Annotated in this window: 22 protein-coding genes and 1 pseudogene; 14 read left to right on the top strand and 9 right to left on the bottom strand. The window is 57.3% G+C overall.

All coding sequences use genetic code 11. The annotated features are described in order from the left end of the window. The first annotated feature begins 247 nt into the window (after positions 1 to 247). From AAHB66_RS10220 to AAHB66_RS10210, 3 genes and pseudogenes are all read left to right on the top strand, one after another. The gene (locus AAHB66_RS10220; RefSeq protein ID WP_347116108.1) at positions 248 to 2,509 is read left to right on the top strand and encodes a M23 family metallopeptidase; all 2,262 of its coding nucleotides are present in this window, start codon (positions 248 to 250) and stop codon (positions 2,507 to 2,509) included. Next, complete coding sequence (locus AAHB66_RS10215; protein ID WP_347116107.1) at positions 2,509 to 3,165, top strand: hypothetical protein; 657 nt, start codon at positions 2,509 to 2,511, stop codon at positions 3,163 to 3,165. Before AAHB66_RS10220 ends, AAHB66_RS10215 begins: the two co-directional genes overlap by 1 nt. 150 nt (positions 3,166 to 3,315) lie before the next feature. Then, positions 3,316 to 3,399, top strand: a pseudogene (locus AAHB66_RS10210) (IS3 family transposase); the annotation flags it as partial. A gap of 47 nt (positions 3,400 to 3,446) precedes the next feature. Here AAHB66_RS10210 and AAHB66_RS10205 read toward each other — a convergent pair. From AAHB66_RS10205 to pntA, 3 genes are all read right to left on the bottom strand, one after another. After that, positions 3,447 to 4,562 (bottom strand): mechanosensitive ion channel family protein, encoded by a 1,116-nt coding sequence (locus AAHB66_RS10205; protein ID WP_347116106.1) that lies wholly within the window; start codon positions 4,560 to 4,562, stop codon positions 3,447 to 3,449. Positions 4,563 to 4,672: 110 nt separating this feature from the next. After that, a complete protein-coding gene (gene pntB, locus AAHB66_RS10200) occupies positions 4,673 to 6,061 on the bottom strand; it encodes a Re/Si-specific NAD(P)(+) transhydrogenase subunit beta (RefSeq protein WP_337015255.1) in 1,389 nt (462 codons plus the stop codon). A 10-nt stretch (positions 6,062 to 6,071) separates the two neighbouring features. Then, positions 6,072 to 7,601: a Re/Si-specific NAD(P)(+) transhydrogenase subunit alpha gene (gene pntA, locus AAHB66_RS10195; RefSeq protein ID WP_347116104.1), complete on the bottom strand. Its 1,530-nt coding sequence runs from the start codon at positions 7,599 to 7,601 to the stop codon at positions 6,072 to 6,074. A gap of 178 nt (positions 7,602 to 7,779) precedes the next feature. On the opposite strand from pntA, the gene AAHB66_RS10190 reads away from it, so the two are divergent. The 4 genes from AAHB66_RS10190 to folM all read left to right on the top strand — a co-directional run bounded on the left by AAHB66_RS10190 (position 7,780) and on the right by folM (position 11,422). Further along, positions 7,780 to 8,148, top strand: coding sequence for a hypothetical protein (locus AAHB66_RS10190; protein ID WP_347116103.1), 369 nt, complete (start codon positions 7,780 to 7,782; stop codon positions 8,146 to 8,148). After that, positions 8,138 to 9,091, top strand: coding sequence for a DUF1471 family protein YdgH (ydgH, locus tag AAHB66_RS10185; protein ID WP_347116102.1), 954 nt, complete (start codon positions 8,138 to 8,140; stop codon positions 9,089 to 9,091). The genes AAHB66_RS10190 and ydgH overlap by 11 nt, the downstream gene beginning before the upstream one ends. Positions 9,092 to 9,277: 186 nt before the next feature. After that, positions 9,278 to 10,660 carry an amino acid permease gene (locus AAHB66_RS10180; RefSeq protein ID WP_347116101.1) on the top strand — a complete coding sequence of 461 codons (1,383 nt, stop codon included), beginning with the start codon at positions 9,278 to 9,280 and terminating at the stop codon, positions 10,658 to 10,660. A gap of 39 nt (positions 10,661 to 10,699) precedes the next feature. Next, on the top strand, positions 10,700 to 11,422 hold the full coding sequence (folM, locus tag AAHB66_RS10175; protein ID WP_347116100.1) for a dihydromonapterin reductase: 723 nt from the start codon (positions 10,700 to 10,702) through the stop codon (positions 11,420 to 11,422). Here the strand turns inward: folM and AAHB66_RS10170 are convergent. Then, positions 11,419 to 11,754 (bottom strand): GlpM family protein, encoded by a 336-nt coding sequence (locus tag AAHB66_RS10170; RefSeq protein WP_347116099.1) that lies wholly within the window; start codon positions 11,752 to 11,754, stop codon positions 11,419 to 11,421. The two genes, folM and AAHB66_RS10170, sit on opposite strands and share 4 nt — an antisense overlap. 128 nt (positions 11,755 to 11,882) lie before the next feature. On the opposite strand from AAHB66_RS10170, the gene rstA reads away from it, so the two are divergent. The 3 genes from rstA (at position 11,883) to tus (ending at position 14,921) form a co-directional block, all read left to right on the top strand. Beyond that, on the top strand, positions 11,883 to 12,599 hold the full coding sequence (gene rstA, locus AAHB66_RS10165; protein WP_347116098.1) for a two-component system response regulator RstA: 717 nt from the start codon (positions 11,883 to 11,885) through the stop codon (positions 12,597 to 12,599). A 20-nt stretch (positions 12,600 to 12,619) separates the two neighbouring features. Beyond that, positions 12,620 to 13,918 carry a two-component system sensor histidine kinase RstB gene (gene rstB / locus AAHB66_RS10160; protein ID WP_347116096.1) on the top strand — a complete coding sequence of 433 codons (1,299 nt, stop codon included), beginning with the start codon at positions 12,620 to 12,622 and terminating at the stop codon, positions 13,916 to 13,918. A gap of 73 nt (positions 13,919 to 13,991) precedes the next feature. After that, positions 13,992 to 14,921 (top strand): DNA replication terminus site-binding protein, encoded by a 930-nt coding sequence (gene tus / locus AAHB66_RS10155; RefSeq protein ID WP_347116095.1) that lies wholly within the window; start codon positions 13,992 to 13,994, stop codon positions 14,919 to 14,921. On the opposite strand, the gene fumC is transcribed toward tus, so the two are convergent. Next, the gene (gene fumC / locus AAHB66_RS10150) at positions 14,922 to 16,316 is read right to left on the bottom strand and encodes a class II fumarate hydratase (RefSeq protein ID WP_347116094.1); all 1,395 of its coding nucleotides are present in this window, start codon (positions 16,314 to 16,316) and stop codon (positions 14,922 to 14,924) included. It lies immediately after the preceding gene. Positions 16,317 to 16,464: 148 nt separating this feature from the next. Continuing rightward, positions 16,465 to 18,111 carry a class I fumarate hydratase FumA gene (gene fumA, locus AAHB66_RS10145; protein WP_347116093.1) on the bottom strand — a complete coding sequence of 549 codons (1,647 nt, stop codon included), beginning with the start codon at positions 18,109 to 18,111 and terminating at the stop codon, positions 16,465 to 16,467. Between the two features lie 199 nt (positions 18,112 to 18,310). Here fumA and manA point away from each other — a divergent pair, with 199 nt between their 5' ends. Beyond that, positions 18,311 to 19,483 (top strand): mannose-6-phosphate isomerase, encoded by a 1,173-nt coding sequence (manA, locus tag AAHB66_RS10140; RefSeq protein WP_347116092.1) that lies wholly within the window; start codon positions 18,311 to 18,313, stop codon positions 19,481 to 19,483. A 101-nt stretch (positions 19,484 to 19,584) separates the two neighbouring features. Continuing rightward, positions 19,585 to 21,138 carry a YdgA family protein gene (locus AAHB66_RS10135; RefSeq protein ID WP_347116091.1) on the top strand — a complete coding sequence of 518 codons (1,554 nt, stop codon included), beginning with the start codon at positions 19,585 to 19,587 and terminating at the stop codon, positions 21,136 to 21,138. 41 nt (positions 21,139 to 21,179) lie between these two features. Here AAHB66_RS10135 and AAHB66_RS10130 read toward each other — a convergent pair whose 3' ends face one another. Together AAHB66_RS10130 and AAHB66_RS10125 are read right to left on the bottom strand one after the other, a co-directional pair. Continuing rightward, on the bottom strand, positions 21,180 to 22,034 hold the full coding sequence (locus tag AAHB66_RS10130) for an alpha/beta hydrolase (protein ID WP_347116090.1): 855 nt from the start codon (positions 22,032 to 22,034) through the stop codon (positions 21,180 to 21,182). A gap of 15 nt (positions 22,035 to 22,049) precedes the next feature. Beyond that, entirely contained in the window at positions 22,050 to 23,021 is a 972-nt protein-coding gene (locus AAHB66_RS10125) for an MBL fold metallo-hydrolase (RefSeq protein WP_347116089.1), read from the bottom strand. Between the two features lie 116 nt (positions 23,022 to 23,137). Between AAHB66_RS10125 and AAHB66_RS10120 the strand changes: the two genes are divergently transcribed. Continuing rightward, on the top strand, positions 23,138 to 24,034 hold the full coding sequence (locus AAHB66_RS10120; protein ID WP_347116088.1) for a LysR substrate-binding domain-containing protein: 897 nt from the start codon (positions 23,138 to 23,140) through the stop codon (positions 24,032 to 24,034). A 2-nt stretch (positions 24,035 to 24,036) separates the two neighbouring features. Here the strand turns inward: AAHB66_RS10120 and AAHB66_RS10115 are convergent, their stop codons facing one another. Continuing rightward, positions 24,037 to 25,065 carry a Mal regulon transcriptional regulator MalI gene (locus AAHB66_RS10115; protein ID WP_347116087.1) on the bottom strand — a complete coding sequence of 343 codons (1,029 nt, stop codon included), beginning with the start codon at positions 25,063 to 25,065 and terminating at the stop codon, positions 24,037 to 24,039. Positions 25,066 to 25,243: 178 nt separating this feature from the next. Between AAHB66_RS10115 and malX the strand changes: the two genes are divergently transcribed. Then, the gene (gene malX / locus AAHB66_RS10110) at positions 25,244 to 26,836 is read left to right on the top strand and encodes a maltose/glucose-specific PTS transporter subunit IIBC (protein WP_347116086.1); all 1,593 of its coding nucleotides are present in this window, start codon (positions 25,244 to 25,246) and stop codon (positions 26,834 to 26,836) included. Positions 26,837 to 26,872: the final 36 nt, after the last annotated feature.

Here is a 26,872-nt window from a genome sequence, read left to right as displayed (position 1 = left end):
TGACAAAACCCAAACAGGCGTCTGTGCTTAACGATGCGGCATGGCGGCTAACAGTCAACCGGGAACAGATGCTAGCTCTACGGCAGGAAGGCCTGGATGCATCAGAAATAGCCCGCACCCCGGTCTATAAAATATCTTGTAAGGCATAGGTATTCCGCATTTTCTTTGCCAGCGAACAATGCTTTCTTAAGTGAAATTGCGCTATTCTGCGCTTTTATGGATTCTATAGATCAGACAGGGAGTCAATATGATAATCAGTCCGCCGTTTATCCGTCCCCGGAACGCCGGAGAAAGTGAGCCATCATGGGTCAGCAGAATGATGCCCGTGGATACCAACCGGGACTTCCCGCTCAACCGGCGCGCGTCATGGCACGGTGGCGTTCATGTTCTCCACACTGACCGCGATGGTGAAGAAGGCTATGATCGCATTGAGTTTGTTCGCGCCATTGCGGATGGGGAAGTTGTTTCTTTTCGTTCTCCGTCTTCCACAGACAAACGCGATACTTTCCCGCTGAATTATGATGGCAGAACCGATGACGGATATGTGCTGCTGAAGCATCAAACCGATATCGGTGAAAACTGTAGTGTCGTGTATTACTCCCTGTACATGCACCTCATGAACCGACTGGACCCCTCAATCAGTGTCGGAGCAAGAATCTGGCGTAAGGAGCGCATCGGGCAGAGTGGTATGGTTAGCGAAACCAATGCCTTTCATTTTCAGGTGTTCTGCGACAACGAAAACATGCTGAAACTGACCGGACGCACCACGCCCGAACTCGATATCACCCGTGACGGCAGAATCGACACCGTTTACGGCGATATCCATTTTTATCAGCCTCCCGGTACACGCTTTTACGAATCGGTACCTGACGCTGCCTCACCGGGCACGGACCGTCTGAATGCCGTTCATACCAGTGCCGAACCGCTGTTCGTCAGCATGACGTTCGAAAAAGGCGACTGTACTATGGTCACCCGCAGACAAAACACCACCACCGAGGCACGCTTCGACACTGTGGGGGAGCCGCTGACCAATACTGATGCTAGTCCAGCAGACAATTCGATTGCTGAGACATATCTGAAATATGAATACAATCTGTACAGGACAGCCAGACGTCTTTACCCCCAGAATCCCTCTGCCGGGTTCGAGCTGCTCCGCTTCGGCCGGGTCATCAGTGCAGAATATGAAACCCTGACGCCTGCTGATGCCCCGCTGTGGCGTACCGTCAGCTACCCCGGAGGAACGGGCATGGTCAATCTGGCCTCCCCTGACATTAAAAAATTCAGCGATGCCGACTTCCCGCACTGGACGGGCTGGCGGGTGGTGAACGATGACACGGACAACAACAGTCAGTGTAATTCCTCCCTTATTGCCGGATTACAGGACAGCGAACATTTCATCGATCTGAAAAGCCGTCTGATCTGTCATTTCCCGCTGGAATGGAATGCCGCCACATTTGACCAGCGCTATGCCTGGCTCAGGACCGGCTCTGACGATGTTCCGGCCATGTCTGAAGAAAACTATGAACGGCTGAAAAGTCATGTCTCAGCGCTGTGTTTTGACACGGGCGAACATGGCATCGGCCGGTTATGGCATTTCCATCCGGAGGCCTTCATCACCCATTTCCGCAAATGCTGCTGGCTGAGCAAGTCAGAGCTGAAGCAGCTTGTTCCCCGGAACGCGTTAAGGATGGCCGGACGGAATGATTACCGCTGGGAGGCCATCACCTACCGGGACGGCAACGGCAGCATTGCGGACAATATCCGTACGCATATAAACAGGACAATGCAGAAACACCTGATAACTACCCCACTGCGCATTGCCTGTTTCCTAGGGAATGGCATTCAGGAGACGGGCTGGCTCGGGACGATGGAGGAAGGTTACCGCTATACGGAAACAGACCCGCGCACGCATCAGGTCATCCGACGATACAACATCTGGTACTACCCGTGGTACGGACGTGGCCTGTTACAGCTTACCAGTCCAGTGAATTACTTCGAGTATTTCAGCTTCAGAGGACGAACCTGCCCTGAAAATATCACGAACACTCTGATAAACGAATATAATCGTCTTTATGCACACCGGCCCCTTCGCTACTCGAATAATCACCTTTCTGATGCGGAAAACCACGTCCCTGAGAACATTATCCGATGGCGGGATAACGTCAGTAGCGACCGCCATGAGGCGGCAAGCAGCGCCGGGTTTTACTGGGTGGCAAGGGATATGTCCCCCTACGCTGATGCCGAACACGTGCTAGAGCGGTGCAGCGTCACTCCCCGACGGAGTGGTATAAAGATTTACTACCGCAGCCCGGCCTTCTGGCGGGCCAGCGCCGCCGTTAACCTGCCAAACCAGGTGAGCAACACCGAATATCAGGGGCTGAATGGTTTTGATACCCGCTGCTGCGTCTACGGCAGCGCGATAGCCGTCCTTACCGAGCAGAAATTCCCGGACAGCCATAACAACCCGGTCAACGAAAAACCCGAATCAGACCAGCTAAGGAGAGGCTGATGAAGAAATTATTACTATTAGTGGTTATCCCTTTTTTTTCCTTAGGAAAAATAACGCCGGAGATAACCACGCCAGACAGCTTCAGTGAGTTGTCTTTCGACCAGCTAACATTACACAGAGGCAACTACCTGGCGAACACGGCTGACTGCGGAATGGTTTCATTAAAATTATTCTACCCAGCAGAGCATAATAAATACCCGCCTTCAGCATCCTGGCTTTGCCTGTTTCCTGTTGATGTAATCAAAGACGGATACGGCCCAAACAGGTCGCTTACTGAAAAGGTCTATTTTGATAAAAAAACGGATCTGTGGAAAAAGAAAAAATATAACCGGAACAGAGAAGAAACCCGGCGTTCTCTGGTCGTTTATGGTATCAACAACCTGAACGAGTTGCAGCCTCTGGAGCTGTATAACATTCAGTCTATCAATACCCGTGGCTATGCGGTTATAGACAGCAATATTCCCCTAGAGGAAAAGCAGAAAGGAGTGAAGAAAAAACTGTCATTCTGCCTTATACAAAACCAGAGCTATTCAGCATTCTGTGGTTCAGGATCAATCATTGATGAAGAAAATGGAAAAGAAATCGATTTCACCCCCTACATGCTCAAGTCTCTTGAAACAGTCGAAATAGGTCTGCCGGAAAAATCATATAACTGATGGTGGATGAAATTTGCCTTAAGCTTAATTCAGAGCCATATAGATAACTAAGGTCCTCACAAACGAATGGATCTAATAAGGATTTTTTGTTTATCCCGGCTTACCATAATTTCTGAATGTGAGTTCTATTTGCACTGAGCTTCAGGCTCCTACTACAACAACGAGCGGATAAGCTTGAAATTTCATGGACTGAGTCCGGTTGAATACCGGACTCAGTCCATGAAAGCCGCTTAACATGAACTGTTCAATTTTTGGGTGCAGTTCAACTGGCGGGCTTTTTTTTAGCTCTCGATGGCGGGCTGAGGGGAATGTTGCGCGCCCTCGCCCTCTTTCATCCAGGGCGCATGCAGTACCATGCTTGGCAAGGCCAGTTTCACTCCCTCATCATTCAGACTCTCCAGAATGCGAATATTGATCTCCTGCTGGATATCCATGTACTTGTTGTAATCCGCCGTGTTGACGATATGCACCACTTCAAAGGTGAGCCGGTCTTTGTCAAAGCCCAGCAGATGAGCACGGTCAAAGCGCGTTTCGCCAATGTCGGTGATAATTTTCTTCACGTTATCGCCAATGATCCGCAGCTTTTCCGGCGGCGTATCGCTGGCCACGCCGAAGGTAAAGACGATACGACGGGTCTGCATCCGCTTGTAGTTATGCAGCGTCTGCTGAAGCAGGATCGCATTACCACAGACAATCTGTTCCCCACTCAGGCTACGAATACGGGTTGTCTTGAGGCCGATATGCTCCACCGTCCCGGCAACGTCGTTAAACACCACAAAATCGCCGATCTCAAAGGGCTTGTCGAAGCCAATGGAGAGCGAGGCGAAGACATCGCTGAGAATGGTTTGTACCGCCAGCGCTATCGCAATACCCCCGACCCCAAGGCTTGCCACCAGCGCCGTAATGTTCACCCCGGCGTTGGCCAGAATCGACAGCAGCATCACGGACCAGACAATCGCCCGCAGGATCATCCCGGTGATCACCAGGGTGACCGGGTTTTTATGGCTTCCCGGGGCCAGCATCACGTGCCGTAGCCAGGAGACCACCCCCTGATCCATCCACAGCGCCACCTGAATCGCCAGCACCAGGAACCAGGCGTGGCTCAGGGCACCGTAAAGGCGATCCGGCAGTTCGACAAATCGCAGGCTAAACAGAAAGGCGACCACGAACAGCAGAACCCGGCTGGTTCTGTTGAGTATCTCCGTGAGGATAAAATGCATCTTGTGGGTGGCGGGATGTTTGTCGCCCCAGCTGGTGATGCCCTTATGGACAAAGGTGATGAGGCGTTTCAGTAGCCAGTAGATCAGCAGGGTGACCACCGTCACGGTGGCAAAACCAATCCAGAATCTGGGGGTCATCATTAACGTCAGAAAATCGAAATGTGACAAAAACTGCATGTCCCTTCTCCCTTTACACAAAAAAGGAAAGTATAGACAGTGAGCGTGTACAGCCTGCAGAAATGAGAAAACCGCCCAGATGGGCGGTTTTATTAGGGTGCGTTGCCGGATTACAGCGCTTTCAGAATCGCATCCACGCTGGCCTTGGCATCGCCAAACAGCATGTGGGTGTTCTCCTTGAAGAACAGCGGGTTCTGCACGCCAGCGTAACCGGTGTTCATGGAGCGTTTGAAGACGATAACGTTCTGCGCCTTCCACACTTCCAGAACCGGCATACCGGCGATCGGGCTCTTCGGATCGTCCTGCGCGGCCGGGTTAACGGTATCGTTCGCGCCAATCACCAGCACGGTGTCGGTATCGGAGAAGTCGTCGTTGATCTCATCCATCTCCAGCACGATGTCGTAAGGCACTTTCGCTTCCGCCAGCAGCACGTTCATGTGGCCCGGCAGACGCCCGGCAACCGGGTGAATACCAAAGCGCACCTTGATGCCACGGGCACGCAGACGCTCGGTGATTTCCGCTACCGGATACTGCGCCTGTGCGACCGCCATGCCGTAGCCCGGGGTGATGATCACCGAGTGCGAGTTTTTCAGCAGGTCAGCGGTATCTTCAGCGTTGATCTCGCGATGTTCACCCACCTCTTCGTCACCGTCGGAGGTTTGTCCGTCGGTACCAAAGCCCCCGGCAATCACGCTAATGAACGAGCGGTTCATCGCCTTACACATGATGTAGGAGAGGATCGCACCGCTGGAGCCCACCAGCGCACCGGTGACGATCAGCAGGTCGTTGCTCAGCATAAAGCCCGCCGCTGCCGCCGCCCAACCGGAGTAGGAGTTCAGCATCGAGACCACCACCGGCATATCTGCACCACCGATGGAGGCCACCAGGTGCCAGCCGAAGGCCAGGGCGATGATGGTCATCACCAGCAGCGCCAGCACCTGCATGCCCACGCTGTCGGTACGCACGAATACCACCAGCAGCACGAAGGAGACGACCAGCGCCGCCAGGTTCATCTTGTGACGGTTTGGCAGCATCAGCGGTTTAGAGGAGATCTTGCCGCGCAGCTTGCCGAACGCCACGATAGAGCCGGTAAAGGTCACCGCACCGATGAAGATGCCGAGGAACACTTCGGTCAGGTGGATGTTCACCAGAATCGGCTCCATCCCCGGCTCGTGATACAGGTAGCTGTTAAAGCCGACCAGCACCGCCGCCAGACCCACGAAACTGTGCAGGATCGCCACCAGTTCCGGCATTTCGGTCATTTCAACGCGTTTGGCGAGACGGATACCAATCGCACCGCCGATGATCATCGCCACCAGGATCCACGCGACGTTGCCGGTGTCCGGCCCGAAAATCGTGGCAATCAGCGCAATCGCCATCCCGGCGATACCAAAGTTGTTACCCTGCTGCGACGTTTCATGTTTTGAAAGCCCCGCGAGGCTGAAAATAAACAGGACCGCGGCAACAATGTATGCAGCTGTAACTAATCCTCCAGACATAGGTTACCCCTTATCCCTTACGAAACATTTTCAGCATGCGCTGAGTCACGGTGAAGCCACCGAAAATATTGATACTGGCGATCAGTACCGCGATAAAGCTGAGGAAACTGACCCAGCCGCCGTGACCAATCTGCAATAATGCCCCGACCACGATGATCCCGGAGATGGCGTTGGTGACCGACATCAGCGGCGTATGCAGCGCATGGGAGACGTTCCAGACCACGTAGTAACCCACTACGCAGGAGAGCGCGAAGACGGTGAAGTGGCCGAGGAACTCTTTCGGTGCCACGTCTGCCAGCCAGCCGAACAGAATGATAGCCAGCGCCATAAAGGCAAATTTCCGCCACGGCGAGGCCGGTTTTTCAGGCTCTTTAGGTGCCGGAGCAGCTTTGGCTGCCGCCTGCGGCTGGGCGGAGACCTGAATTGGCGGTGCCGGCCAGGTAATCTCACCTTCGCGAACCACGGTCACGCCGCGCACGACCACGTCGTCAAAATCAACGGTGATGGTGCCGTCTTTCTCTTTGCACAGCAGCTTCAGCAGGTTAACCAGGTTGGTCCCGTACAGCTGGGAGGACTGGGTCGGCAGACGGCCCGGCAGGTCGGTATAACCGATCACCTTCACGCCGTTAGCGGTGGTAGTGACTACGCCCGGCACGGTGTATTCGCAGTTGCCGCCGTTTTGCGACGCCAGATCGACGATCACGCTCCCGGCCTTCATAGAGTCGACCATTTCGCGGGTGATCAGCTTCGGTGCCGGTTTACCCGGGATCAGCGCGGTGGTAACGATAATATCCACCTCTTTCGCCTGGGCGGCGAATAGCGCCATCTCGGCTTTGATAAAGGCCTCAGACATCACTTTGGCGTAGCCGTCGCCGCTGCCGGCCTCTTCTTTGAAGTCCAGCTCAAGGAACTCGGCGCCCATACTCTGCACCTGCTCTTTCACTTCCGGACGGGTATCAAAGGCACGGACGATAGCGCCGAGGCTGTTAGCCGCGCCAATGGCGGCCAGACCGGCAACCCCTGCGCCGATAACCATCACCTTCGCCGGCGGGACTTTACCCGCCGCGGTGATCTGCCCGGTAAAGAAGCGACCAAATTCGTGTGCGGCTTCGACGATGGCACGGTAGCCCGCGATATTCGCCATTGAGCTCAGGGCATCCAGCGATTGCGCACGCGAGATGCGCGGCACGGAGTCCATCGCCATCGCGGTGACGCCGCGCGCCGCCAGCTTCTCCATCAGCTCCGGGTTTTGCGCCGGCCAGACGAAGCTCACCAGCGTGGTGCCTGGATTGAGCAGTGCGATTTCATTCTCTTCCGGTGCGTTGACCTTCAGAATAATGTCCGAATGCCAGACGTTATCGCCGTCTACAATTTCTGCGCCAGCCTGAATAAACGCCTCGTCATCGAAACTTGCCAGCTTGCCTGCGCCGCTTTCAACCGCGACGGTAAAACCCAGTTTGAGCAGCTGCTCCACCGTTTTTGGTGTTGCCGCTACGCGGGTTTCATTGGCAAACCGTTCTCTTGGTACCCCAATACGCATAGTAATCCCTTCCATCGGTTTTTGATGATGGTTTGTCGAACATTCATCACGGGTACACGACAGCAGTGGCATGACTTAACCTGCCACTCACGCTTACCCGCAGAAAATAAAACAGTAACAAACTTTCTATAACCTACTGAAAATACCGCCTGTGATCCACAGCAAGAAAACACTATTTATGACTTTAACTGTCAAAAATAAGCGATCGGCGTCTCAGACAGGCATATCTGCCTTTATTTCCCCGCCAGGGCCGATGTTTAGCTCAGCCGAAGCGGCAAAAACACGATATAGCCCCAGCAAGAAACAACTTATTAACATTAAATCAACCAGTGGAAGTTATATGCTTTATGAGTTTTACTGGTCAAACGCGTATTTTTTCAACATATCACTAAATGTTATATATTTTGGCGACTTAGTCCGCACCCGCCGCAAAAAATGCCGCAGACAGCGGCAGGTGTTAAATGCAATAATCGACAACGTTTTCAAATTAACAACTACACCAGTACCTGGTTTGCGTAAGGCGAAGGATTATTTTTATGAAGCTTAAGAACACTCTCCTGGCGTCCGCACTCCTTGCTGCGACCGCCCTGTCTGCCAATGCCGCGACAGAGTTAACGCCAGAGCAAGCGGCTGCAACGAAACCTTACGATCGCGTTTTGATCGTAGGTCGTTTTAACGCAATTGGCGACGCGGTTGCTGCCGCCTCCAAACGCGCCGATAAAGAGGGCGCCGCCGCATTTTACGTCGTGGATAACTCCGATTATGGCAACAGCGGTAACCAGCGCGTGCTCGTTGCGCTGTATAAAGACAATGCCCCGAAAGCGGATGAGCAAAAAAACCGCGTCATCAACGGCGTAATGGAGCTGCCGAAAGAGCAGGCCGTTCTGCTTGAGCCGTATGATACCGTCACCGTCCAGGGCTTCTACCGCAGCCAGCCGGATGTGAACGAAGCCATCACCAAAGCCGCGAAGGCGAAAGGGGCTGATTCTTACTACATCGTTCGTCAGATCGATGCCAACGATGGCGGCAACCAGCGCATCACAGCCTATATCTACAAAAAAGACGCTAAAAAACGTGTCCTGCAGAGCCCGGATGCGATCCCGGCTGACTCTGATGCCGGCCGTGCAGCCGTTGCCAAAGGCGGCGAAGAAGCGAAGAAAGTGGAAATCCCGGGCGTGGCCACCAGCGCAGCACCTGGCGCCTCCGTTGCCGGCGTGGGTCGTTTCTTTGAAACCCAGACCACCAAAGGCGGCCGTTACAGCGTGACCCTGACCGACGGCACCAAAATTGAAGAGCTGAACAACGCCACTGCCGCGCAGATGGTGCCGTTCGACAGCATCAAATTCACCGGTAACTACGCCAATATGACCGAAGTCTCCTACCAGGTGGCGAAGCGTGCGGCGAAGAAAGGGGCCAAGTATTACCACATCACCCGCCAGTGGCAGGAACGCGGTAATAACATGACCATCAGCGCCGACCTGTACAAATAAGTAAACAGTGACTGAGAGGCGGCGTAATGCCGCCTTTTTTTTCGCTTTTTACGCAGAATTCCTCCCTTCCTGATTGCATGCCTTCGTGACACTCCGTAAAATCCCGCGCCTTAGTGTGATCCACCATTTTTATGCGCTTCGACGAAATAATTATTCTGGATCTGACCCTTTTTAAAAAGGAAGCCAATGGAAAAGAAACTTGGCCTGAGCGCTTTGACTGCGCTTGTTTTAAGCTCCATGCTCGGTGCAGGCGTATTCAGTCTGCCGCAGAATATGGCTGCCGTTGCCAGCCCGTCTGCGCTGCTTATCGGCTGGGGGATCACCGGTGCCGGGATCCTGCTGCTGGCCTTCGCCATGCTGCTGCTGACGCGTATCCGTCCCGATCTCGACGGCGGCATTTTCACCTACGCCCGTGAAGGCTTTGGTGAGCTGGTGGGCTTCTGTTCCGCGTGGGGTTACTGGCTGTGCGCGGTGATCGCCAACGTCTCTTACCTGGTGATCGTCTTCTCTGCGCTGAGTTTCTTTACCGATACCCCAGAACTGCGCCTGTTTGGCGATGGCAACACCTGGCAGTCCATCGTCGGCTCCTCGGTGCTGCTGTGGTTTGTCCATTTCCTCGTTCTGCGCGGCGTGCAGACCGCGGCGAGCATCAACCTGGTCGCCACCCTGGCGAAGCTGGTGCCGCTGGGGCTGTTTGTCGTGCTGGCGTTTATCGCGTTTCGTCTTGATGTGTTCAGCATGGACTTTACCGGCGTGGCGCTGGGGGTCCCGGTCTGGGAGCAGGTGAAAAACACCATGCTCATCACCCTGTGGGTATTCATCGGGGTGGAAGGCGCGGTGGTGGTTTCGGCCCGGGCGCGTAATAAACAGGATGTCGGTCGCGCCACGCTGCTGGCGGTGCTGGCTGCGCTGGGGGTCTATCTGCTGGTCACCCTGCTCTCCCTGGGCGTGGTGGCCCGTCCTGAACTGGCGGAGATGCGTAACCCGTCGATGGCAGGTCTGATGGTGAAGATGATGGGGTCCTGGGGCGAAGTGGTGATTGCCGCCGGTCTGATCGTGTCGGTGTGCGGGGCCTATCTGAGCTGGACGATTATGGCGGCAGAGGTGCCGTTCCTCGCCGCCACTCATAAAGCGTTTCCGCGTCTGTTTGCCCGTCAGAACAAAAACAGTGCGCCTTCCGCCTCGCTGTGGCTGACCAACATCAGCGTGCAGGTTTGTCTGGTGCTGATCTGGCTCACAGGTTCGGACTATAACACGCTGTTAACCATCGCCTCCGAGATGATTCTGGTACCCTATTTCCTGGTGGGCGCATATTTGCTAAAAATAGCTACCCGCCCGATGCACACCGTTGTGGGGATGGGGGCCTGTATTTATGGCTTATGGCTGCTGTATGCCTCCGGCCCGATGCATCTGCTGCTCTCTGTGGTACTTTATGCGCCGGGGCTGCTGGTGTTCATTTACGCCCGTCGCACGCACCAGCTGCAACACGCGCTGAAGCGCCGTGAAATGGTGTTGATTGGAATGTTACTGGTTGCCGCATTACCGGCAACGTGGATGCTGATGGGATAAGTGACCGTTTCCCATCGTCGAACGGTTAAGGAGAATACGATGGGACACGCAAAGCCGCTCCCGATCCTGATTACTGGCGGAGGCCGTCGCATCGGCCTCGCGCTTGCCCACCATTTTTTGAATCTTCACCAGCCTGTCATTATCAGCTATCGCACGAAATATCCGGCGATTCAGACATTGTGCGAGGCCGGTGCGACCTGCATTCAGGCCGATTTTGCCACGGATGAGGGTATCCTGGCGTTTGCCGAACGGGTTAAATCTGAAACCTCCGGGTTGCGCGCCATCATTCATAACGCCAGCGCGTGGATGTCAGAAACCCCGGGGACCTCGCTCAGCGAAACGCTCTCCTGCATGCTGCAGATCCACGTTCACGCCCCCTATCTGCTTAACCATGCTCTGCAGGATCTGCTGCGCGGGCACGGCCACGCCGCCAGCGACATCATCCACTTCACCGACTATGTGGTGGAGCGCGGCAGCGATAAGCACATCGCTTACGCGGCCAGCAAAGCCGCGCTGGATAACATGACCCGCTCGTTTGCCCGCAAGCTGGCGCCGGAAGTGAAGGTTAACGCCATCGCCCCGTCGCTGATCCTGTTTAACGAGCACGACGATGCCGACTATCGCCAGCAGGCGCTGAATAAATCGCTGATGAAGATCGCCCCCGGTGAAAAAGAGGTGATCGACTTAATCGACTACATTTTCACCAGCTGCTACGTCACAGGCCGGTCGTTTGGCGTCGACGGCGGGCGGCCGTTACGTTAGTGAAAGCGGCTCCAGCAGAAGATTAACACCCAGGCGCTGAGGCACCAGCAGACCACCGCCCCGCCCAGCGCCAGGGGCAGACGCATTACGCCGACGAAATACCAGAGCGAGAGCAGATAGAGGAAGTAAGGAATAATCGCCCACATCCCAAAGATAATGGTGGTGCGCAGCGCCTCGATGCCGCGCTCGGAGGCGACAATATAATGGGCTATCAAAGCAAAGGTCGGAAACAGCGGCAGCAAGCCGGCGATATAGTAGTTTTTCGTTTTCGCCAGTATCCCAATCAATAACACCACCAGCGCGCCTATCGCCGCTTTAATAAACAACCCCATCCCTTTTCCCTTAACAACTAAATAACAATGCCGGGCAGCATAACGGAACGGCAATAATTTGCGAACGATTAATGGAAGGTTAAGGTTGCGCGGTGTATGTTGGCCTTTTCCGCAGACACAGACGTGCTATGAACAAGATCGTATACGTTGAGGATGAACCCGAAGTTGGCCAGCTGATTGCTGCCTATCTGGGTAAACATGATATGGACGTCATCGTCGAACCGCGCGGCGACCGCGCTGAAGAGGTGGTGGCGCGGGAAAAACCCGATCTGGTGCTGCTGGATATTATGTTGCCCGGTAAAGACGGCATGACCCTGTGCCGCGATCTGCGTGCCCGCTGGCAGGGCCCGATTGTGCTGCTGACCTCCCTCGACAGCGATATGAACCATATCCTGTCGCTGGAGATGGGCGCCAACGACTATATTCTCAAAACCACCCCACCGGCGGTGCTGCTCGCGCGCCTGCGCCTGCATCTGCGCCAGCACGTTGCGGCCTCCAGTGAGGTTCCCGCTCCGCTGTTAACCCCGCACAAAGCCCTGCGGTTCGGCACCCTGTCCATTGACCCGGTGAATCGCCAGGTGCTGCTGTCCGGCGAGCAGGTCGCGCTGTCGACGGCGGATTTCGATCTGCTGTGGGAGCTGGCAACCCATGCCGGACAAATCATGGACCGGGACGCGCTGCTGAAAAACCTGCGCGGCGTCAGCTACGATGGCATGGACCGCAGCGTGGACGTGGCCATCTCCCGCCTGCGTAAAAAGCTGCTGGATAACGCCACCGAACCCTTCCGCATTAAAACCGTGCGTAACAAAGGCTATCTCTTCGCGCCACACGCCTGGGATATCTGACACTTCCTTCGGGTACTTTCATGAAAAAGCTGTTTGTGCAGTTTTACCTCCTGCTGTTTGTCTGCTTTCTGGTGATGACCATGCTGGTCGGGCTGGTCTACAAGTTCACCGCCGAGCGCGCGGGCAGACAGTCGCTGGATGATTTAATGAAAAGCTCGCTCTATCTGATGCGCAGCGAACTGCGTGAGATCCCCCCGCACGACTGGGCGCGCACTATCAAACAGCTGGATCTGAACCTGTCATTCAAACTGCGCATTGAACCGCTGAAAAAGTACGACCTGGATGCCCCGACCATGCAGCGTCTTCGTAGCGGTGATATCGTGGCGCTGGACGAGCAGTACACCTTTATCCAGCGTATTCCGCGCAGCCACTATGTGCTGGCGGTCGGCCCGGTGCCCTACCTCTACTTCCTGCACCAGATGCGTCTGCTGGATATCGCCCTGCTGGCCTTTATCGCCATCTCGCTGGCCTTCCCGGTGTTTATCTGGATGCGCCCCCACTGGCAGGACATGCTGCGCCTCGAGGCCGCCGCCCAGCGCTTTGGCGACGGGCACCTGACCGAGCGGATCCACTTCGACAGCGCCTCCAGCTTTGAGCGTCTGGGCGTGGCCTTTAACCAGATGGCGGACAACATTAACGCCCTGATCGCCAGCAAGAAGCAGCTGATCGACGGTATCGCCCACGAGCTGCGCACCCCGCTGGTGCGGCTACGCTACCGGCTGGAGATGAGTGAAAACCTGACCGCCGCGGAGTCGCTGGCGCTGAACCGCGATATCGGCCAGCTTGAGGCGCTGATCGAGGAGCTGCTGACCTACGCCCGCCTCGACCGTCCGCAAAACGAGTTGAAGCTCACCACCCCGGACCTGCCTGCCTGGCTGCGCAGCTACGTTGAAGACGTGCAGAGCGTCAATCCGCAGCGCACGCTGCTGATCGACAGCATGAACGGCGATTATGGCGCGCTGGATATGCGTTTAATGGAACGGGTGCTGGATAACCTGGTTAACAACGCCCTGCGCTACAGCGATAACACCCTGCGCATCTCGCTGCAGCTGAACGGCAGCCGCGCCACGCTGTCGGTAGAGGATGATGGCCCCGGCATCGCGCCAGATGCCCGCCAGCGGGTGTTTGAGCCCTTTGTACGCCTCGACCCGAGCCGGGACCGCGCCACCGGCGGCTGCGGCCTCGGGCTGGCGATCGTCCACTCTATCGCCCAGGCGCTGGGCGGCGACGTGAGATGTGAAGCAAGCGATCTCGGCGGAGCCCGGTTCTGCTTCAACTGGCCCATCTGGCATCATATCGCCCTGCCCATCCCTGATTAATCTAAACCGCACGCTGGCCTGACCCGGCGTGCTGTGCTATATATTGAGTATGTTGTAACTAATGTGGTGCGCTATGGCAACTTACGATCTCATCGAACGCTTAAACTCAACCTTTCGCCAGATGGAGCACGAGCTGGCGCAACTCACGGACGATCTGCAGTCCTGCCGCCTGCTGGCGGGCCGCGTCTTCTCCCTGCCGGACGTCGCCAAAGGCGCCGAGCACGATCCGCTTAACGCCATTGCGGTGAAGCAGCACCTCGGCAAGGAGGCGCTGGCGATGGCGCTGCAACATTACCGCCACCTGTTTATTCAGCAGCAGTCGGAAACCCGCAGCAGCAAGGCCGCCGTGCGCCTGCCGGGGGTGATCTGCCTGCAGAGCGATGCCGCCCACAGGGCGCAGCTGACGGACCAGATTTCGAGCATTAACGCTTTAAAAGCGGAATTTGAGAAAATTGTTACCGAGGAGTCAGGCCTCGCCCCCGCCGCCCGCTTTGAGTGGGTGCATCATCAGCTGCCGGGTTTGATTACTCTTAATGCCTATCGCACGTTAACGGTCATCAACCACCCCGCCACCCTGCGCTTCGGCTGGGCCAATAAGCACATCATCAAGAATTTCACCCGCGATGAGGTGCTGGCGATGCTGGAAAAAAGCCTGAAATCGCCGCGCGCCGTGGCGCCCTGGTCCCGGGATCAGTGGGTGGAGCGGCTGGAGGCAGAATATACCGCTATCCACGCCCTGCCTGCGGAGGCGCGGCTGAAGATCAAAAGGCCGGTGAAGGTGCAGCCCATTGCCCGGGTCTGGTATGCCGGACAGCAAAAGCAGGTGCAGTACGCCTGCCCGACGCCGCTGATCGCCCTGTACGACGCCGATCAAGGGGCGCTGATCCCGGACATTGGAGAGCTGCTGAATTACGATGCTGACAACGTTCAGCATCGCTATAAGCCGCAGGCACAGCCGCTGCGATTGATTATCCCGCGGCTGCACCTGTACGTGGCGGAGTAGCTATTTCAGGCTGCCAACCATCTCTTCCGGGCGGACCCAGCTGTCAAACTCGGCCTCGGTAAGATACCCCAGCGCCAGGGCAGAGGCTTTCAGGGTCAGCCCCTCTTTGTGCGCTTTCTTGGCGATTTCAGCCGCTTTGTCATAGCCGATATGGGTATTGAGCGCCGTCACCAGCATTAACGACTCATTGAGCAGCTGGCTGATGCGCTCGCGGTTCGGCTCAATGCCCACCGCGCAGTGCTCGTTAAAGCTCTCCATTCCGTCCGCCAGCAAACGCACCGACTGCAGGAAGTTATGGATGACCATCGGGCGATAGACGTTGAGCTCAAAGTTGCCCGAAGCCCCGCCCATGTTCACCGCCACGTCGTTGCCCATCACCTGACAGCAAAGCATGGTCATGGCTTCGCACTGGGTCGGGTTGACCTTGCCCGGCATGATGGAGCTGCCCGGCTCGTTCTCGGGAATGCTTATTTCGCCGATGCCGCAGCGCGGCCCGGAGGCCAGCCAGCGCACGTCGTTGGCGATTTTCATCAGCGAGGCCGCCAGCCCTTTCAGCGCCCCGTGGGCGTGCACCAGCGCGTCACAGGTCGCCAGCGCCTCGAACTTGTTCGGCGCGGTGACGAACGGCTGCCCGGTGATGGTCGCCAGCTCTTCCGCCACGCGTACCGCGTACTCGGGATGGGTGTTGAGCCCGGTGCCCACCGCGGTGCCGCCCAGCGCCAGCTCCGCCAGGTGCGGCAGGCTGTTGTCGATATGGCGCAGATTGTGCTCAAGCATCGCCACCCAGCCGGAGATCTCCTGGCCGAGGGTCAGGGGGGTGGCATCCTGCAGATGAGTACGCCCAATTTTGACGATTCCGGCAAAGGCCTGGGCTTTGTCGTCAAGGGTCTGCTTCAGCACGTTCAGCTGGGGGATCAGCTGCTCGCGCAGGGCGATCACCGCCGCCACGTGCATCGCCGTCGGGAAGACGTCGTTGGAGCTCTGGCTTTTGTTGACGTCATCGTTGGGGTGGATTTTGCGCTCCATCCCTCGCACGCCGCCGAGCAGCTCGCTGCCGCGGTTAGCCAGCACCTCGTTCATGTTCATGTTGCTCTGGGTGCCGGAACCGGTCTGCCAGATGGCGAGGGGGAATTCATCGGGATGTTTGCCCACCAGCACTTCATCGGCGGCACTGATAATCGCGGTGGCCTTTTCCGCCGCCAGCAGGCCTAGATCCTGGTTTACTTTGGCGGCCGCACGTTTAGTCAGCGCCAGGGCCTGGATCAGCGAGACCGGCATTTTTTCAGTGGAAATACGGAAATGTTCCAGCGAACGCTGGGTTTGCGCGCCCCAGAGTTTGTCCTGCGGGACGTCGATGGCACCCATCGAATCTTTCTCACTGCGTGAGGTGGTCATTACTTTCTCCTTGATAACACTGAAGTGGATTGCTCACAGCTCAAAGAAACAAGTATTGATGAGAACGGGGAAAGGGTATGGCGCTTTGTGCGCTCTTTTTGTTGCCCGGCTGTGCCGGGTGGCGCTGCGCCACCCGGCAGGTTTCAAACTACTTCACACAGGCCGCACACTGGGATGACTGGATCTGTTTGAAGAAGTCGTTGCCTTTGTCATCCACGAGGATAAACGCCGGGAAGTCTTCTACTTCAATTTTCCAGATCGCTTCCATCCCGAGCTCCGGGTACTCCACGCACTCGAGGCTCTTGATGCTGCCCTGGGCCAGTACCGCAGCCGGGCCGCCGATGCTGCCGAGGTAGAAGCCGCCGTGCTTGTGGCACGCGTCGGTCACCTGCTGGCTGCGGTTGCCCTTCGCCAGCATGATCATGCTGCCGCCATTGGCCTGGAGCTGATCCACGTAGGAGTCCATACGCCCGGCGGTGGTTGGGCCTAAGGAGCCAGAGGCATACCCGTCAGGCGTTTTCGCCGGGCCCGCGTAGTAGATCGGGTGATCCTTGATGTACTGCGGCAGCCCTTCGCCGTTATCCAGGCGCTCTTTCAGCTTGGCGTGGGCGATGTCGCGGCCCACGATAATGGTGCCATTCAGGGAGAGTCGGGTGGAGACCGGGTACTGAGAGAGCTGAGCCAGGATCTCGCTCATCGGACGGTTGAGGTCAACGTGGACCGCCTCGCCCTCGCCCGCCTTACGCAGCTCTTCCGGGATGTACTTGCCCGGGTTGTTTTCCAGTTTTTCGATCCAGATACCGTCGCGGTTGATCTTGGCCTTGATGTTGCGGTCTGCGGAACACGACACACCCATGCCCACCGGACAGGAGGCGCCGTGACGCGGCAGACGGATCACGCGGATATCGTGGGCGAAATATTTGCCGCCAAACTGCGCGCCGAGGCCGAGGTTCTGCGCTTCCACCAGCAGCTCCTGCTCCAGCTGGACGTCGCGGAACGCCTGGCCGTGCTCGTTACCTTCGGTCGGCAGGCCGTCGTAGTATTTGGTCGAGGCCAGCTTGACGGTTTTCAGGGTGCTTTCCGCCGAGGTACCGCCGATGACAAACGCGATGTGGTACGGCGGACAGGCTGCGGTCCCCAGAGTGCGCATCTTCTCCACCAGGTAATTCTTCAGCTTGCCCGGAGAGAGCAGCGCCTTGGTCTCCTGATAGAGATAGGTTTTGTTGGCTGAACCGCCGCCTTTGGCGATGCAGAGGAATTTGTATTCGTCGCCATCAACGCTGTAGAGGTCGATCTGCGCCGGCAGGTTGGTGCCGGTATTCACCTCTTTGTACATATCCAGCGCGGCATTTTGCGAGTAGCGCAGGTTGTCTTCGATATAGGTGTTGTACACGCCGTGCGCGAGGGCCGCTTCATCGCCGCCGCCGGTCCAGACGCGCTGGCCTTTTTTGCCGGTGATGATGGCGGTGCCGGTGTCCTGACAGGTCGGCAGAATGCCTTTCGCCGCGATATCGGAGTTACGCAGGAACTGCAGGGCGACATATTTGTCGTTCTCACTGGCCTGCGGGTCGCTGAGGATATCGGCCACCTGCTGCTGGTGCGCCGGGCGCAGCATAAAGGAGGCGTCGTGGAAGGCGTGCTGCGCCAGTAAGGTCAGCGCCTGCGGATCGACTTTGAGGATCTCCTGACCTTCAAACTCAGAGACAGACACGTGATCGCGGGTTAACAGATAATATTCGGTCTGATCCTTGGCCAGCGGGAAAGGATCCTGATAATGGAAGGGTTTATTCGACATTGATCTCTCACTTACTGCTTGGGTCTGATTATGTAGAGCAGATGTTCCGCTGCCCCGATTAAAAGCGAGTTGGCTTATCCTACACAATTTTTTAACAAAAACTGAGACTAGTACGACTTTTTCCGTGCGCAGGTTACTTCCGCCCGGTTTATTGCTTTAATACGGGCAGTTAATTCCACATTTGAAACAGGGCTTGATAATGCAAAAACTCATTAACTCAGTGCAGAACTACGCCTGGGGAAGTAAAACTGCGTTAACGGATCTCTACGGTATCGCCAACCCGGACAACCTGCCGATGGCAGAGCTGTGGATGGGCGCGCACCCGAAGAGCAGCTCAAAAATTGACGATGCCCGCGGGGTGCGTTCCCTGCGCGAGGTCATCGACGCGGATAAAACGACGCTGCTGGGCGCGAAGGTCGCGGACCGTTTTGGCGAGCTGCCGTTCCTCTTTAAGGTGCTGTGCGCCGATCAGCCGCTGTCGATTCAGGTTCATCCGAACAAGCAGGCTTCTGAAGCGGGCTTTGCCAAAGAGAACGCGGCAGCTATTCCGCTGGATGCCGCCGAGCGTAACTATAAAGATCCGAACCACAAACCGGAGCTGGTGTTCGCCCTGACGCCGTTCCTGGCGATGAACGCCTTCCGCGAATTTTCGGAGATCGTCTCCCTGCTGCAGCCGGTGGCCGGGGCGCACAGCGCCATTGCCCACTTCCTCGAAAAGCCGGATGCCGAACGCCTGAGCCACCTCTTCGCCAGCCTGCTCAATATGCAGGGGGAGGAAAAATCCCGCGCGCTGGCGGTGCTGAAAGCAGCTCTTAACAGCCAGCAGGGCGAGCCGTGGCAGACCATTCGCGTGATTTCAGAATTTTACCCGGACGACAGCGGCCTGTTCTCTCCGCTGCTGCTGAATGTGGTCAAACTGGAGCCAGGCGAAGCGATGTTCCTGTTCGCCGAAACCCCGCACGCCTACCTTAAGGGTGTGGCGCTTGAGGTGATGGCCAACTCCGATAACGTCCTGCGTGCAGGCCTGACGCCGAAGTACATCGACATCCCGGAACTGGTGGCTAACGTCAAATTCGTCGCCAAACCTGCAGCAGAGCTGCTGACCCAGCCGGTGAAAAACGGCGCGGAGCTGGACTTCCCGATCCCCGTGGATGACTTTGCCTTCTCGCTGCACGACCTCAGCAGCGCAGAGACCCGGATTGCCCAGCAGAGCGCGGCAATTCTGTTCTGCGTCGAGGGCGAAGCGGTGCTGAGCAAGGGCGACGAGCGTCTGGTACTGAAGCCGGGCGAGTCGGCGTTTGTAGCCGCCAATGACTCGCCGGTCAGCGTCAGCGGCGTCGGCCGTCTGGCCCGGGTTTTCAACAAGCTATAGTGACCTGCTGAATTTTTTAACAATTATTGCTAAGCTATTGGTAATCTTATGACCTCACCGGGCGGTTTTCACCGCTCGGTTTCATTTTAGGGATAATCACGATGAAGAAATCGGTTATAGCTGCAGGCGTTATTGTTGCATTAGGGGTGGTCTGGACGGGTGCATCCTGGTATACCGGGAAACAGCTGGAGAGCCATCTGGCAGAAATGGTGGCGCAGGCGAATAGCGAATTCAAACGCACCGCACCGGAAGCCGGGCTGGAGTTGAGCTATCAGGATTACCAGCGCGGCCTGTTCAAAAGCCATCTGCAGCTGGTGCTTAAGCCCATTCCGGGCAACGAGAATCCGTGGCTTCAGCAAGGACAAAGCCTGGTGCTGAACGAAGTGGTCGATCATGGCCCTTTCCCGCTGGCCCAGCTGAAACACTTCAACCTGATCCCGTCGATGGCCTCGGTAAAAACCACGCTGCTGAACAACGAAGCCTCTAAGCCGCTGTTCGATCTGACGAAAAATGAATCCCCTTTCGAGGCCAATACCCGCATCAGCTATGCCGGTGATACCAGCACCGATCTGGCGCTGAAAGCGTTGAATTACGAAAATGGCGACGAGAAAGTGGCCTTCAGCGGCGGCAATTTCAAACTGGATGCTGACCGCGACGGCAACAGCTTCTCCCTGAAAGGTGAAGCGGCAAGCGGCCTGGTGAATGCGGTGAACGAGTACGGCCAGAAAGTGCAGCTCACCTTCAATAACCTGAAAACCGAGGGCAACAGCCGTCTGACCGACTTTGACGAGCGGATCGGCGATCAGAAAGTGACCCTCGATAAGCTGGCTATCGCCATTGAAGGCAAAGAGATGGCGGTGCTGGAAGGGACGGATCTGAACGGTAAGGCTGAGCTATCGAAAGACGGCAAGAGCGTCAACAGCCAGCTGGATTACAGCCTTAAGAGCCTGAAAATACAGAATCAGGACATGGGTACCGGCAAGCTGACGCTTAAAATCGGCAATATCGATGGCCAGGCATGGCACCAGTTCAGCCAGCAGTATCGCGCCCAGAGCCAGGCCCTGCTGGCCGACAAAGAGCTGATGACCAACAACCCGGCGCTCTATCAGCAGAAAGCGGCGGAGGCTTTCTTCAGCAACCTGCCGATCCTGCTTAAAGGCGAACCGGTGGTCACCCTCGCGCCGCTGAGCTGGAAAAACAGCAAAGGCGAAACCAACTTCAACCTGTCGCTGTTCCTGAAGGATCCGGCCACCGCCACGGGTGAAGCCCAGACGCTGGCTCAGGAAGTGGATCGCAGCGTGAAATCGCTGGAGAGCAAGCTGACCATCCCGATGGACATGGCGACCGAGTTCATGACCCAGATTGCGAAGCTGGAAGGCTATAACGAGGATGACGCCGGCAAGCTGGCCAACCAGCAGGTGAAAGGCCTGGCGGCGATGGGTCAAATGTTCCGCATCACCACCGTGGAAGATAACGTCATCAGCACCAGCCTGCAGTACAGCAACGGTCAGGTGACGCTGAATGGTCAGAAAATGCCGCTGGAAGAGTTTGTCGGCATGTTTGGCGTTCCGACGCTGAACCTGGCCGTACCGGACGAGCCTGCCGCGCCTGCGGTGCCGGCCCCTGCGCCAGCGCCTGCGGTTCCGCAGCAGTAAACGGCAAAACCCCTCTCCGGAGGGGGTTTTTTTATTACCCATCATCCTTGCCAGCCGGTCAGGAAGTCCATCAGCAGGGCGTTCACCTTCTCAGGCTGTTCCTCCTGCGGCAGATGGCCGCACTCTTCAATGGCATAAGCCCTGAGATCGTCTGCCATTTCCGCCCAGACGCTCTGCATATCGAACAACTTACCCACGGCGTGGAAGTCATTACCCCACAGCGACATCACCGGACAGGCGATTTTAACCTCCGCGTCGGCCAGATCCTGCGCCACATCCTCGGCGTTGGCGCGATAGTCCGCCATCGCCCCGCGCACGGCACCGGGGGCCTGATACGCCCGGACGTAAGTATCAAACGCCTCGCCGCTAATGGTGGCGGGATCGAAGGTCCAGTCTGAGAAGAAATGGCGCAACCAGATATGCTCCCGACCGGCAATCAGGGCTTCCGGCAGATCGGGCACCAGATGGAACAGAAAGAACCAGTAGGCGCGGGCGATGGAGGCGTTCAGATCCCGCGCCACGATACGCGTCGGCACGTTGTCCATCACCACCAGGCGATCCACCAGCTCGGGATAATCTTTGGCAAAGCGGGTGGCAACGCGCGCCCCGCGATCGTGCCCCACCAGCACCACTTTCTTCAGCCCAAGTGCGCGCATCAGCTCCCGGATATCCCGCGCCATATTGCGTTTATCGTAGCCGGAGGCCGGTTTATCGGTCTCGCCGTAGCCGCGCAGATCCGGGGCAATCACCCGGTAGTGCTTTGACAGGACCGGAATTTGATAGCGCCAGGCGTAGTGGGTTTCCGGGAAACCGTGGAGCAGGATCACCGGGGCGCCTTCGCCCTCTTCAACCACAAACTGACGAATGCCATTAGCCGTTACGGTGTAACTTTTCATGATGTTTTCCTCGTCTTATTTCAGCAGGGGCACGTCGGTCGCACGTTGATACGGGCCATAAATTGCCGGATTCCAGCTGTATCCCTGAGCGTTGGTCGTGATGTGGCCAATGCCCGGGAAGGCCAGATGCGCTGCCGCCATCCACTCGCCATCTTTCGCCAGGGCGTTAAACTCCTGCCCGCGGGATGCGGTGGCTTTCTTCGCATCCACATCAAAGCGAATCGATACTTCCGGGTGCGGGAACTGCACGGCCGGGGTGTGGATCAGATCCCCGATAAAGTTGATGGCCTTCCCTTCAGAGGCAAAACGATACACCGTGCTGCCTGGGGTATGACCGGTTGCGTATGCCGTCTGGACTTCCGGAATGGGCGAGGCGGGCGGAACGAAGGTTTTCAGCTTTCCGGCCGCTTTATAGGCCGCAAGGGCGTGCCGGGCGATAGCGAAATACTCCTTCGCATTGGCAGGCGCGCTGGCCTCTTTCGCCGGATCCAGCCAGAAGTCGGCTTCACCCTGCGGCACCCAGACGGTGGCATTGGGGAACAGCGCTTTACCCGAGGCATCGCTCAGGCCACAGACGTGGTCCAGGTGGAGGTGGGTCAGGAAGAGGGTATCCACCTGTTCCGGGCGATACCCGGAGGCCTCCATATTGGGAATCAATTGCCCGGCGGTTTGCGGCACGCAGTGGCCCGCCCCGCTGTCAATCATCACCAGATGTTTACCGGTATTCACCAGAAAGGCGTTAAAGGAGGTAGGCATGCGCTCGGCATCAATCTTATGCTGCGCCAGCAGATCGCGGATTTTGTCGGCTGAGAGGCCTTTTAACAGCGAGGGCGAGAGATCGTTATAGCCATCGAAAAGCGCCGTCACCTCATTTTGCCCCACCGCCAGGCGATAATAACCCGGCACCTGCTGGCGCACCTGCGCGGGGGCGTCAGCCCAGGCTGAGCCAGCAAAAACCAGGCTGCTGAGCGCTAAAACCGTTGTCATCTTTTTCATCGTCACTCCAAATTCATGTTTATCAGGATGTGGAGTGACTATGGCGCTATAACGATAATTAGTGTAGATGTGTAATTTGATACGCCAGTATAACGAGAAACGAGATAATGAGACTGGACGATGTGGAAGTGTTCGTTGAAGCGGTAAAAGCGGGCAGCCTGGCGGGTGCCGCGCGTCGGCTGTCAATGAGCGCCATGGCGGCGTCGCGCTGCCTCAATAACCTGGAAGCGGAGCTGGGCGTCCGGCTGGTACATCGCACCACGCGCTCCCTCTCGCCCACCAGCGATGGCGAAGTCTTTTTGCCGCACGCCCAGGCGCTGCTGGAAGATAAAACCAATGCGCTGGCCGACCTGTTTCCCGATGGCGCACACCTTTCCGGGCGGCTGCGCATCACCACCTCGGCGGCGTTTGGCCGCAAGATCGTCGCCCCGATGCTGCCCGGATTTATGCGCCAGCATCCTGCCCTGCAGGTGGATTTGCTCGCCACCGATGAACAGGTGGATATTGTCGGGAAAGGCATCGACGTGGCGCTGCGTATCGCCCCGCTGCGGGATAACCGGCTGGTTGCCCATCGCCTGTGCGATAATCCCCGCGACCTGTGCGCCAGCGCTGAATATCTGGCGGCGAACGGCTACCCGAAAACGCTCGGCGATCTGGCGGCCCACAGCTGCCTGACCACCTCTGACACCACCCACTGGTGGTTTGAGCAGGCCGGGCAGCGGAGCAGGCAAAAGGTGTCGGGGCGATTTTCGGCGAATTCGATTGAGGCGATTTTTGAGGCGTGCCTGGGTGGAATGGGCATTGCCAACTTATCCCGCTGGTACGTTGGGCCCGCCCTGGCGCAAGGCCAGCTGAAGAAGATCGTGCTGGAGGACGCCGAGCCGGAAGCGTTGGCCGTCTGGGCCGTTTATCCGACTTCGCGGCTGATCCCCGCGAAGGTGCGTAAGTTTGTCGAGGCGCTGGAGGCGCGCCTGGCGCTCAACCCGCTCACGCCCTGGCCCTGAGGCTATTTCACCGTGACTAACCGGGCCGACACAATCTGGTGCCCGGCCGGCACGTCGGATTTCTCAATCCGCTGCATAATGCGGTCTGCCAGGGTGTAGCCCATCTCCCGTGCCGGGGTGGTGGCCCAGACGATAGGCAGATCGTCCAGCGCGTTCTCTGACACATCCGCAAAGGCACCAAGCGCCACCTGATGACCAAAGAAGGTTTCCACCCCGCCTTCCCCGCCCTGACGACCGGCGCGGATCAAACCAAACCAGGCCCCCATGGCGATGACGTCGTTGTAACAAATCACGGCGCTGATGGTCGGGCTGGCGCGCAGCAGCGTACTTATCGCCTCTGCCGCCTGTTTCTGGCTGGATCCGCACTCCACCACCCACTCGCTGTGGAACGGGAGGCCGTACTTTATCAGCGTCGAGCAGTAGCCACCCACCCGTTCGGCGCGGGTCAGGGACGAACTTTGCCCCCCCAGCCAGGCGATCCGCTGATGGCCGCGACGAATAAGATGTTCGGTCAGCATTTGTGCTGCCTGCATGTTGTCCGGACGCAGGGTGTCGGCTTCATCGAGATAGCTGGCGCGTGAGGCAAACACCAGCGGAACGCCCTTCTCTGCGGCACGCTCGCAGAGTTCATTGCTCACTCCGGAGGCCCCGGCGACGATCACGCCATCAACCCCCTGGTTCAGCAGCATGTCGAGGCGCTGGAGCAGCTGATCGGCCTCTCGACCACCGTGCAGTAAAAAGACCATCCGTCCCTGGGCTTCCAGCGCTTCGGTCAGGCCCGCCGTGAGCTCTGCATAGAACGGCGAGGTGAGATCGCGGACGATCAGGCCAATCACCCCGCTCTGCCCACCGCGCAGCGCTGAGGCCTGGCGGTTACGCACAAAGCCCAGCTGCTCAACCGCGTCGTTGACGCGCTGGCCCGTCGCGGAGGAGATCCGCCCTTTCCCGCTCAGCACCAGTGACACCGTGCTGACGGAGACGCCCGCCGCCAGCGCGACGTCATTGATGGTGATCTTTTTCGCTACCGCCATGTGTTGCCGTGACTCCCTGATAATGAGATCGGTAAAACGTTTTATCAATACGTTATCTTTATACTCTCTGCCAAAGCCTGAGAATGTGATTTAGCGCGCACTAAACTTTGATAAAACGTTTTATCTTCTCGCAGCACTGAGGCAGGTAAACTTATTTTAACAATAAAGGAGTCGTTTTATGACGGCGAAAGCAGCACAAAAAATCTCGCTATGGGAATTTTTCCAGGAACTGGGTAAGACCTTTATGCTGCCCGTGGCTCTGCTCTCCTTCTGCGGGATCATGCTGGGGATCGGCAGCTCGCTCAGCAGCCACGATGTCATTACGCTGATCCCGTTCCTTGGCAATCCTGTGCTGCAGGCGATCTTTATCTGGATGAGCAAGGTCGGCTCCTTTGCCTTTAGCTTCCTGCCGGTGATGTTCTGTATTGCTATCCCGCTGGGGCTGGCCCGTGAAAACAAAGGCGTGGCGGCGTTTGCCGGTTTCGTTGGTTATGCGGTGATGAACCTGGCGGTCAACTTCTGGCTGACTGCGAAAGGCATCCTGCCGACCACCGACGCGGCGGTGCTGAAAGCCAACAACATCCAGAGCGTGATTGGTATTCAGTCTATTGATACCGGGATCCTCGGGGCGGTGATCGCCGGGGTGATCATCTGGATGCTGCACGAGCGTTTCCACAATATCCGCCTGCCGGATGCGCTGGCCTTCTTCGGCGGCACCCGCTTTGTGCCGATCGTTACCCTTGTGGTGATGGGGCTGTTTGGCCTGGTGATCCCGCTGATCTGGCCGGTCTTTGCCATGGGCATTACCGGCATTGGACGGATCATTAACAGTGCCGGTGATTTTGGCCCGATGATCTTCGGTACCGGCGAGCGCCTGCTGCTGCCGTTTGGTCTCCAGCATATCCTCGTGGCGCTGATCCGCTTCACCGAAGCGGGCGGCACCATGGACGTGTGCGGGCACGATGTGAGCGGCGCGCTGACTATCTTCCAGGCGCAACTGAGCTGCCCGACCACCCATGGCTTCTCGGAGAGCGCCACCCGCTTCCTCTCCCAGGGTAAAATGCCGGCCTTCCTCGGCGGTCTGCCGGGTGCGGCGCTGGCGATGTACCACTGCGCCCGTCCGGAAAACCGTCATAAGATTAAAGGTCTGCTGATCTCCGGCGTCATTGCCTGCGTGGTGGGCGGCACCACCGAACCGATCGAATTCCTGTTCCTGTTTGTGGCGCCGGTGCTGTACCTGATTCACGCCGTGCTGACCGGTCTGGGCTTTACCACCATGGCAGTGCTGGGCGTGACCATCGGTAACACCGACGGCAACGTGATTGACTTTGTGGTGTTCGGGATCCTGCACGGTCTGTCGACCAAGTGGTATCTGGTGCCGGTGGTGGCGGCAATCTGGTTTGCGGTGTACTACGGGATCTTCCGCTTCGCCATCACCCGCTTTAATCTGAAAACGCCGGGGCGCGATACCGACGCGGCTACCAGCGTTGAGCAGGCCGTGGCGGGTACCATTGGTAAATCCGGCTATAACACCCCTGCTATTCTGGCAGCGCTGGGCGGTGCGGATAACATTACCTCGCTGGATAACTGCATCACCCGCCTGCGCCTGTCGGTGGCGGATATGTCTAAAGTGGATACCAACGCCCTGAAAGCCAACCGCGCTATCGGCGTGGTACAGTTGAATCAGCATAATTTGCAGGTGGTCATCGGCCCGCAGGTGCAGTCAGTGAAAGACGAGCTGGCAACCCTGATGCGAACAGTAGAAGCCTGATGCCTCAGCCCCCCTCGCCATGAGGGGGGTTTTATT

Origin of the sequence: Leclercia sp. S52 (assembly GCF_039727615.1) — a bacterium.
Classification (GTDB): domain Bacteria; phylum Pseudomonadota; class Gammaproteobacteria; order Enterobacterales; family Enterobacteriaceae; genus Enterobacter; species Enterobacter adecarboxylatus_B.
This window is presented reverse-complemented; position numbering and strand designations above follow the sequence as displayed.

Excerpts from the sequence above, each read along its gene's own strand:
- rstB (WP_347116096.1), top strand. The coding sequence starts at position 12,620 with ATGAAAAAGCTGTTTGTGCAGTTTTACCTCCTGCTGTTTGTCTGCTTT.
- AAHB66_RS10170 (WP_347116099.1), bottom strand. The coding sequence starts at position 11,754 with ATGGGGTTGTTTATTAAAGCGGCGATAGGCGCGCTGGTGGTGTTATTG.
- pntA (WP_347116104.1), bottom strand. The coding sequence starts at position 7,601 with ATGCGTATTGGGGTACCAAGAGAACGGTTTGCCAATGAAACCCGCGTA.
- AAHB66_RS10135 (WP_347116091.1), top strand. The coding sequence starts at position 19,585 with ATGAAGAAATCGGTTATAGCTGCAGGCGTTATTGTTGCATTAGGGGTG.
- pntB (WP_337015255.1), bottom strand. The coding sequence starts at position 6,061 with ATGTCTGGAGGATTAGTTACAGCTGCATACATTGTTGCCGCGGTCCTG.
- AAHB66_RS10125 (WP_347116089.1), bottom strand. The coding sequence starts at position 23,021 with ATGACAACGGTTTTAGCGCTCAGCAGCCTGGTTTTTGCTGGCTCAGCC.
- malX (WP_347116086.1), top strand. The coding sequence starts at position 25,244 with ATGACGGCGAAAGCAGCACAAAAAATCTCGCTATGGGAATTTTTCCAG.
- fumA (WP_347116093.1), bottom strand. The coding sequence starts at position 18,111 with ATGTCGAATAAACCCTTCCATTATCAGGATCCTTTCCCGCTGGCCAAG.
- AAHB66_RS10180 (WP_347116101.1), top strand. The coding sequence starts at position 9,278 with ATGGAAAAGAAACTTGGCCTGAGCGCTTTGACTGCGCTTGTTTTAAGC.
- AAHB66_RS10205 (WP_347116106.1), bottom strand. The coding sequence starts at position 4,562 with ATGCAGTTTTTGTCACATTTCGATTTTCTGACGTTAATGATGACCCCC.
- folM (WP_347116100.1), top strand. The coding sequence starts at position 10,700 with ATGGGACACGCAAAGCCGCTCCCGATCCTGATTACTGGCGGAGGCCGT.
- AAHB66_RS10220 (WP_347116108.1), top strand. The coding sequence starts at position 248 with ATGATAATCAGTCCGCCGTTTATCCGTCCCCGGAACGCCGGAGAAAGT.
- AAHB66_RS10215 (WP_347116107.1), top strand. The coding sequence starts at position 2,509 with ATGAAGAAATTATTACTATTAGTGGTTATCCCTTTTTTTTCCTTAGGA.
- AAHB66_RS10130 (WP_347116090.1), bottom strand. The coding sequence starts at position 22,034 with ATGAAAAGTTACACCGTAACGGCTAATGGCATTCGTCAGTTTGTGGTT.
- manA (WP_347116092.1), top strand. The coding sequence starts at position 18,311 with ATGCAAAAACTCATTAACTCAGTGCAGAACTACGCCTGGGGAAGTAAA.
- ydgH (WP_347116102.1), top strand. The coding sequence starts at position 8,138 with ATGAAGCTTAAGAACACTCTCCTGGCGTCCGCACTCCTTGCTGCGACC.
- fumC (WP_347116094.1), bottom strand. The coding sequence starts at position 16,316 with ATGACCACCTCACGCAGTGAGAAAGATTCGATGGGTGCCATCGACGTC.
- AAHB66_RS10115 (WP_347116087.1), bottom strand. The coding sequence starts at position 25,065 with ATGGCGGTAGCGAAAAAGATCACCATCAATGACGTCGCGCTGGCGGCG.
- AAHB66_RS10120 (WP_347116088.1), top strand. The coding sequence starts at position 23,138 with ATGAGACTGGACGATGTGGAAGTGTTCGTTGAAGCGGTAAAAGCGGGC.
- AAHB66_RS10190 (WP_347116103.1), top strand. The coding sequence starts at position 7,780 with ATGACTTTAACTGTCAAAAATAAGCGATCGGCGTCTCAGACAGGCATA.
- tus (WP_347116095.1), top strand. The coding sequence starts at position 13,992 with ATGGCAACTTACGATCTCATCGAACGCTTAAACTCAACCTTTCGCCAG.
- rstA (WP_347116098.1), top strand. The coding sequence starts at position 11,883 with ATGAACAAGATCGTATACGTTGAGGATGAACCCGAAGTTGGCCAGCTG.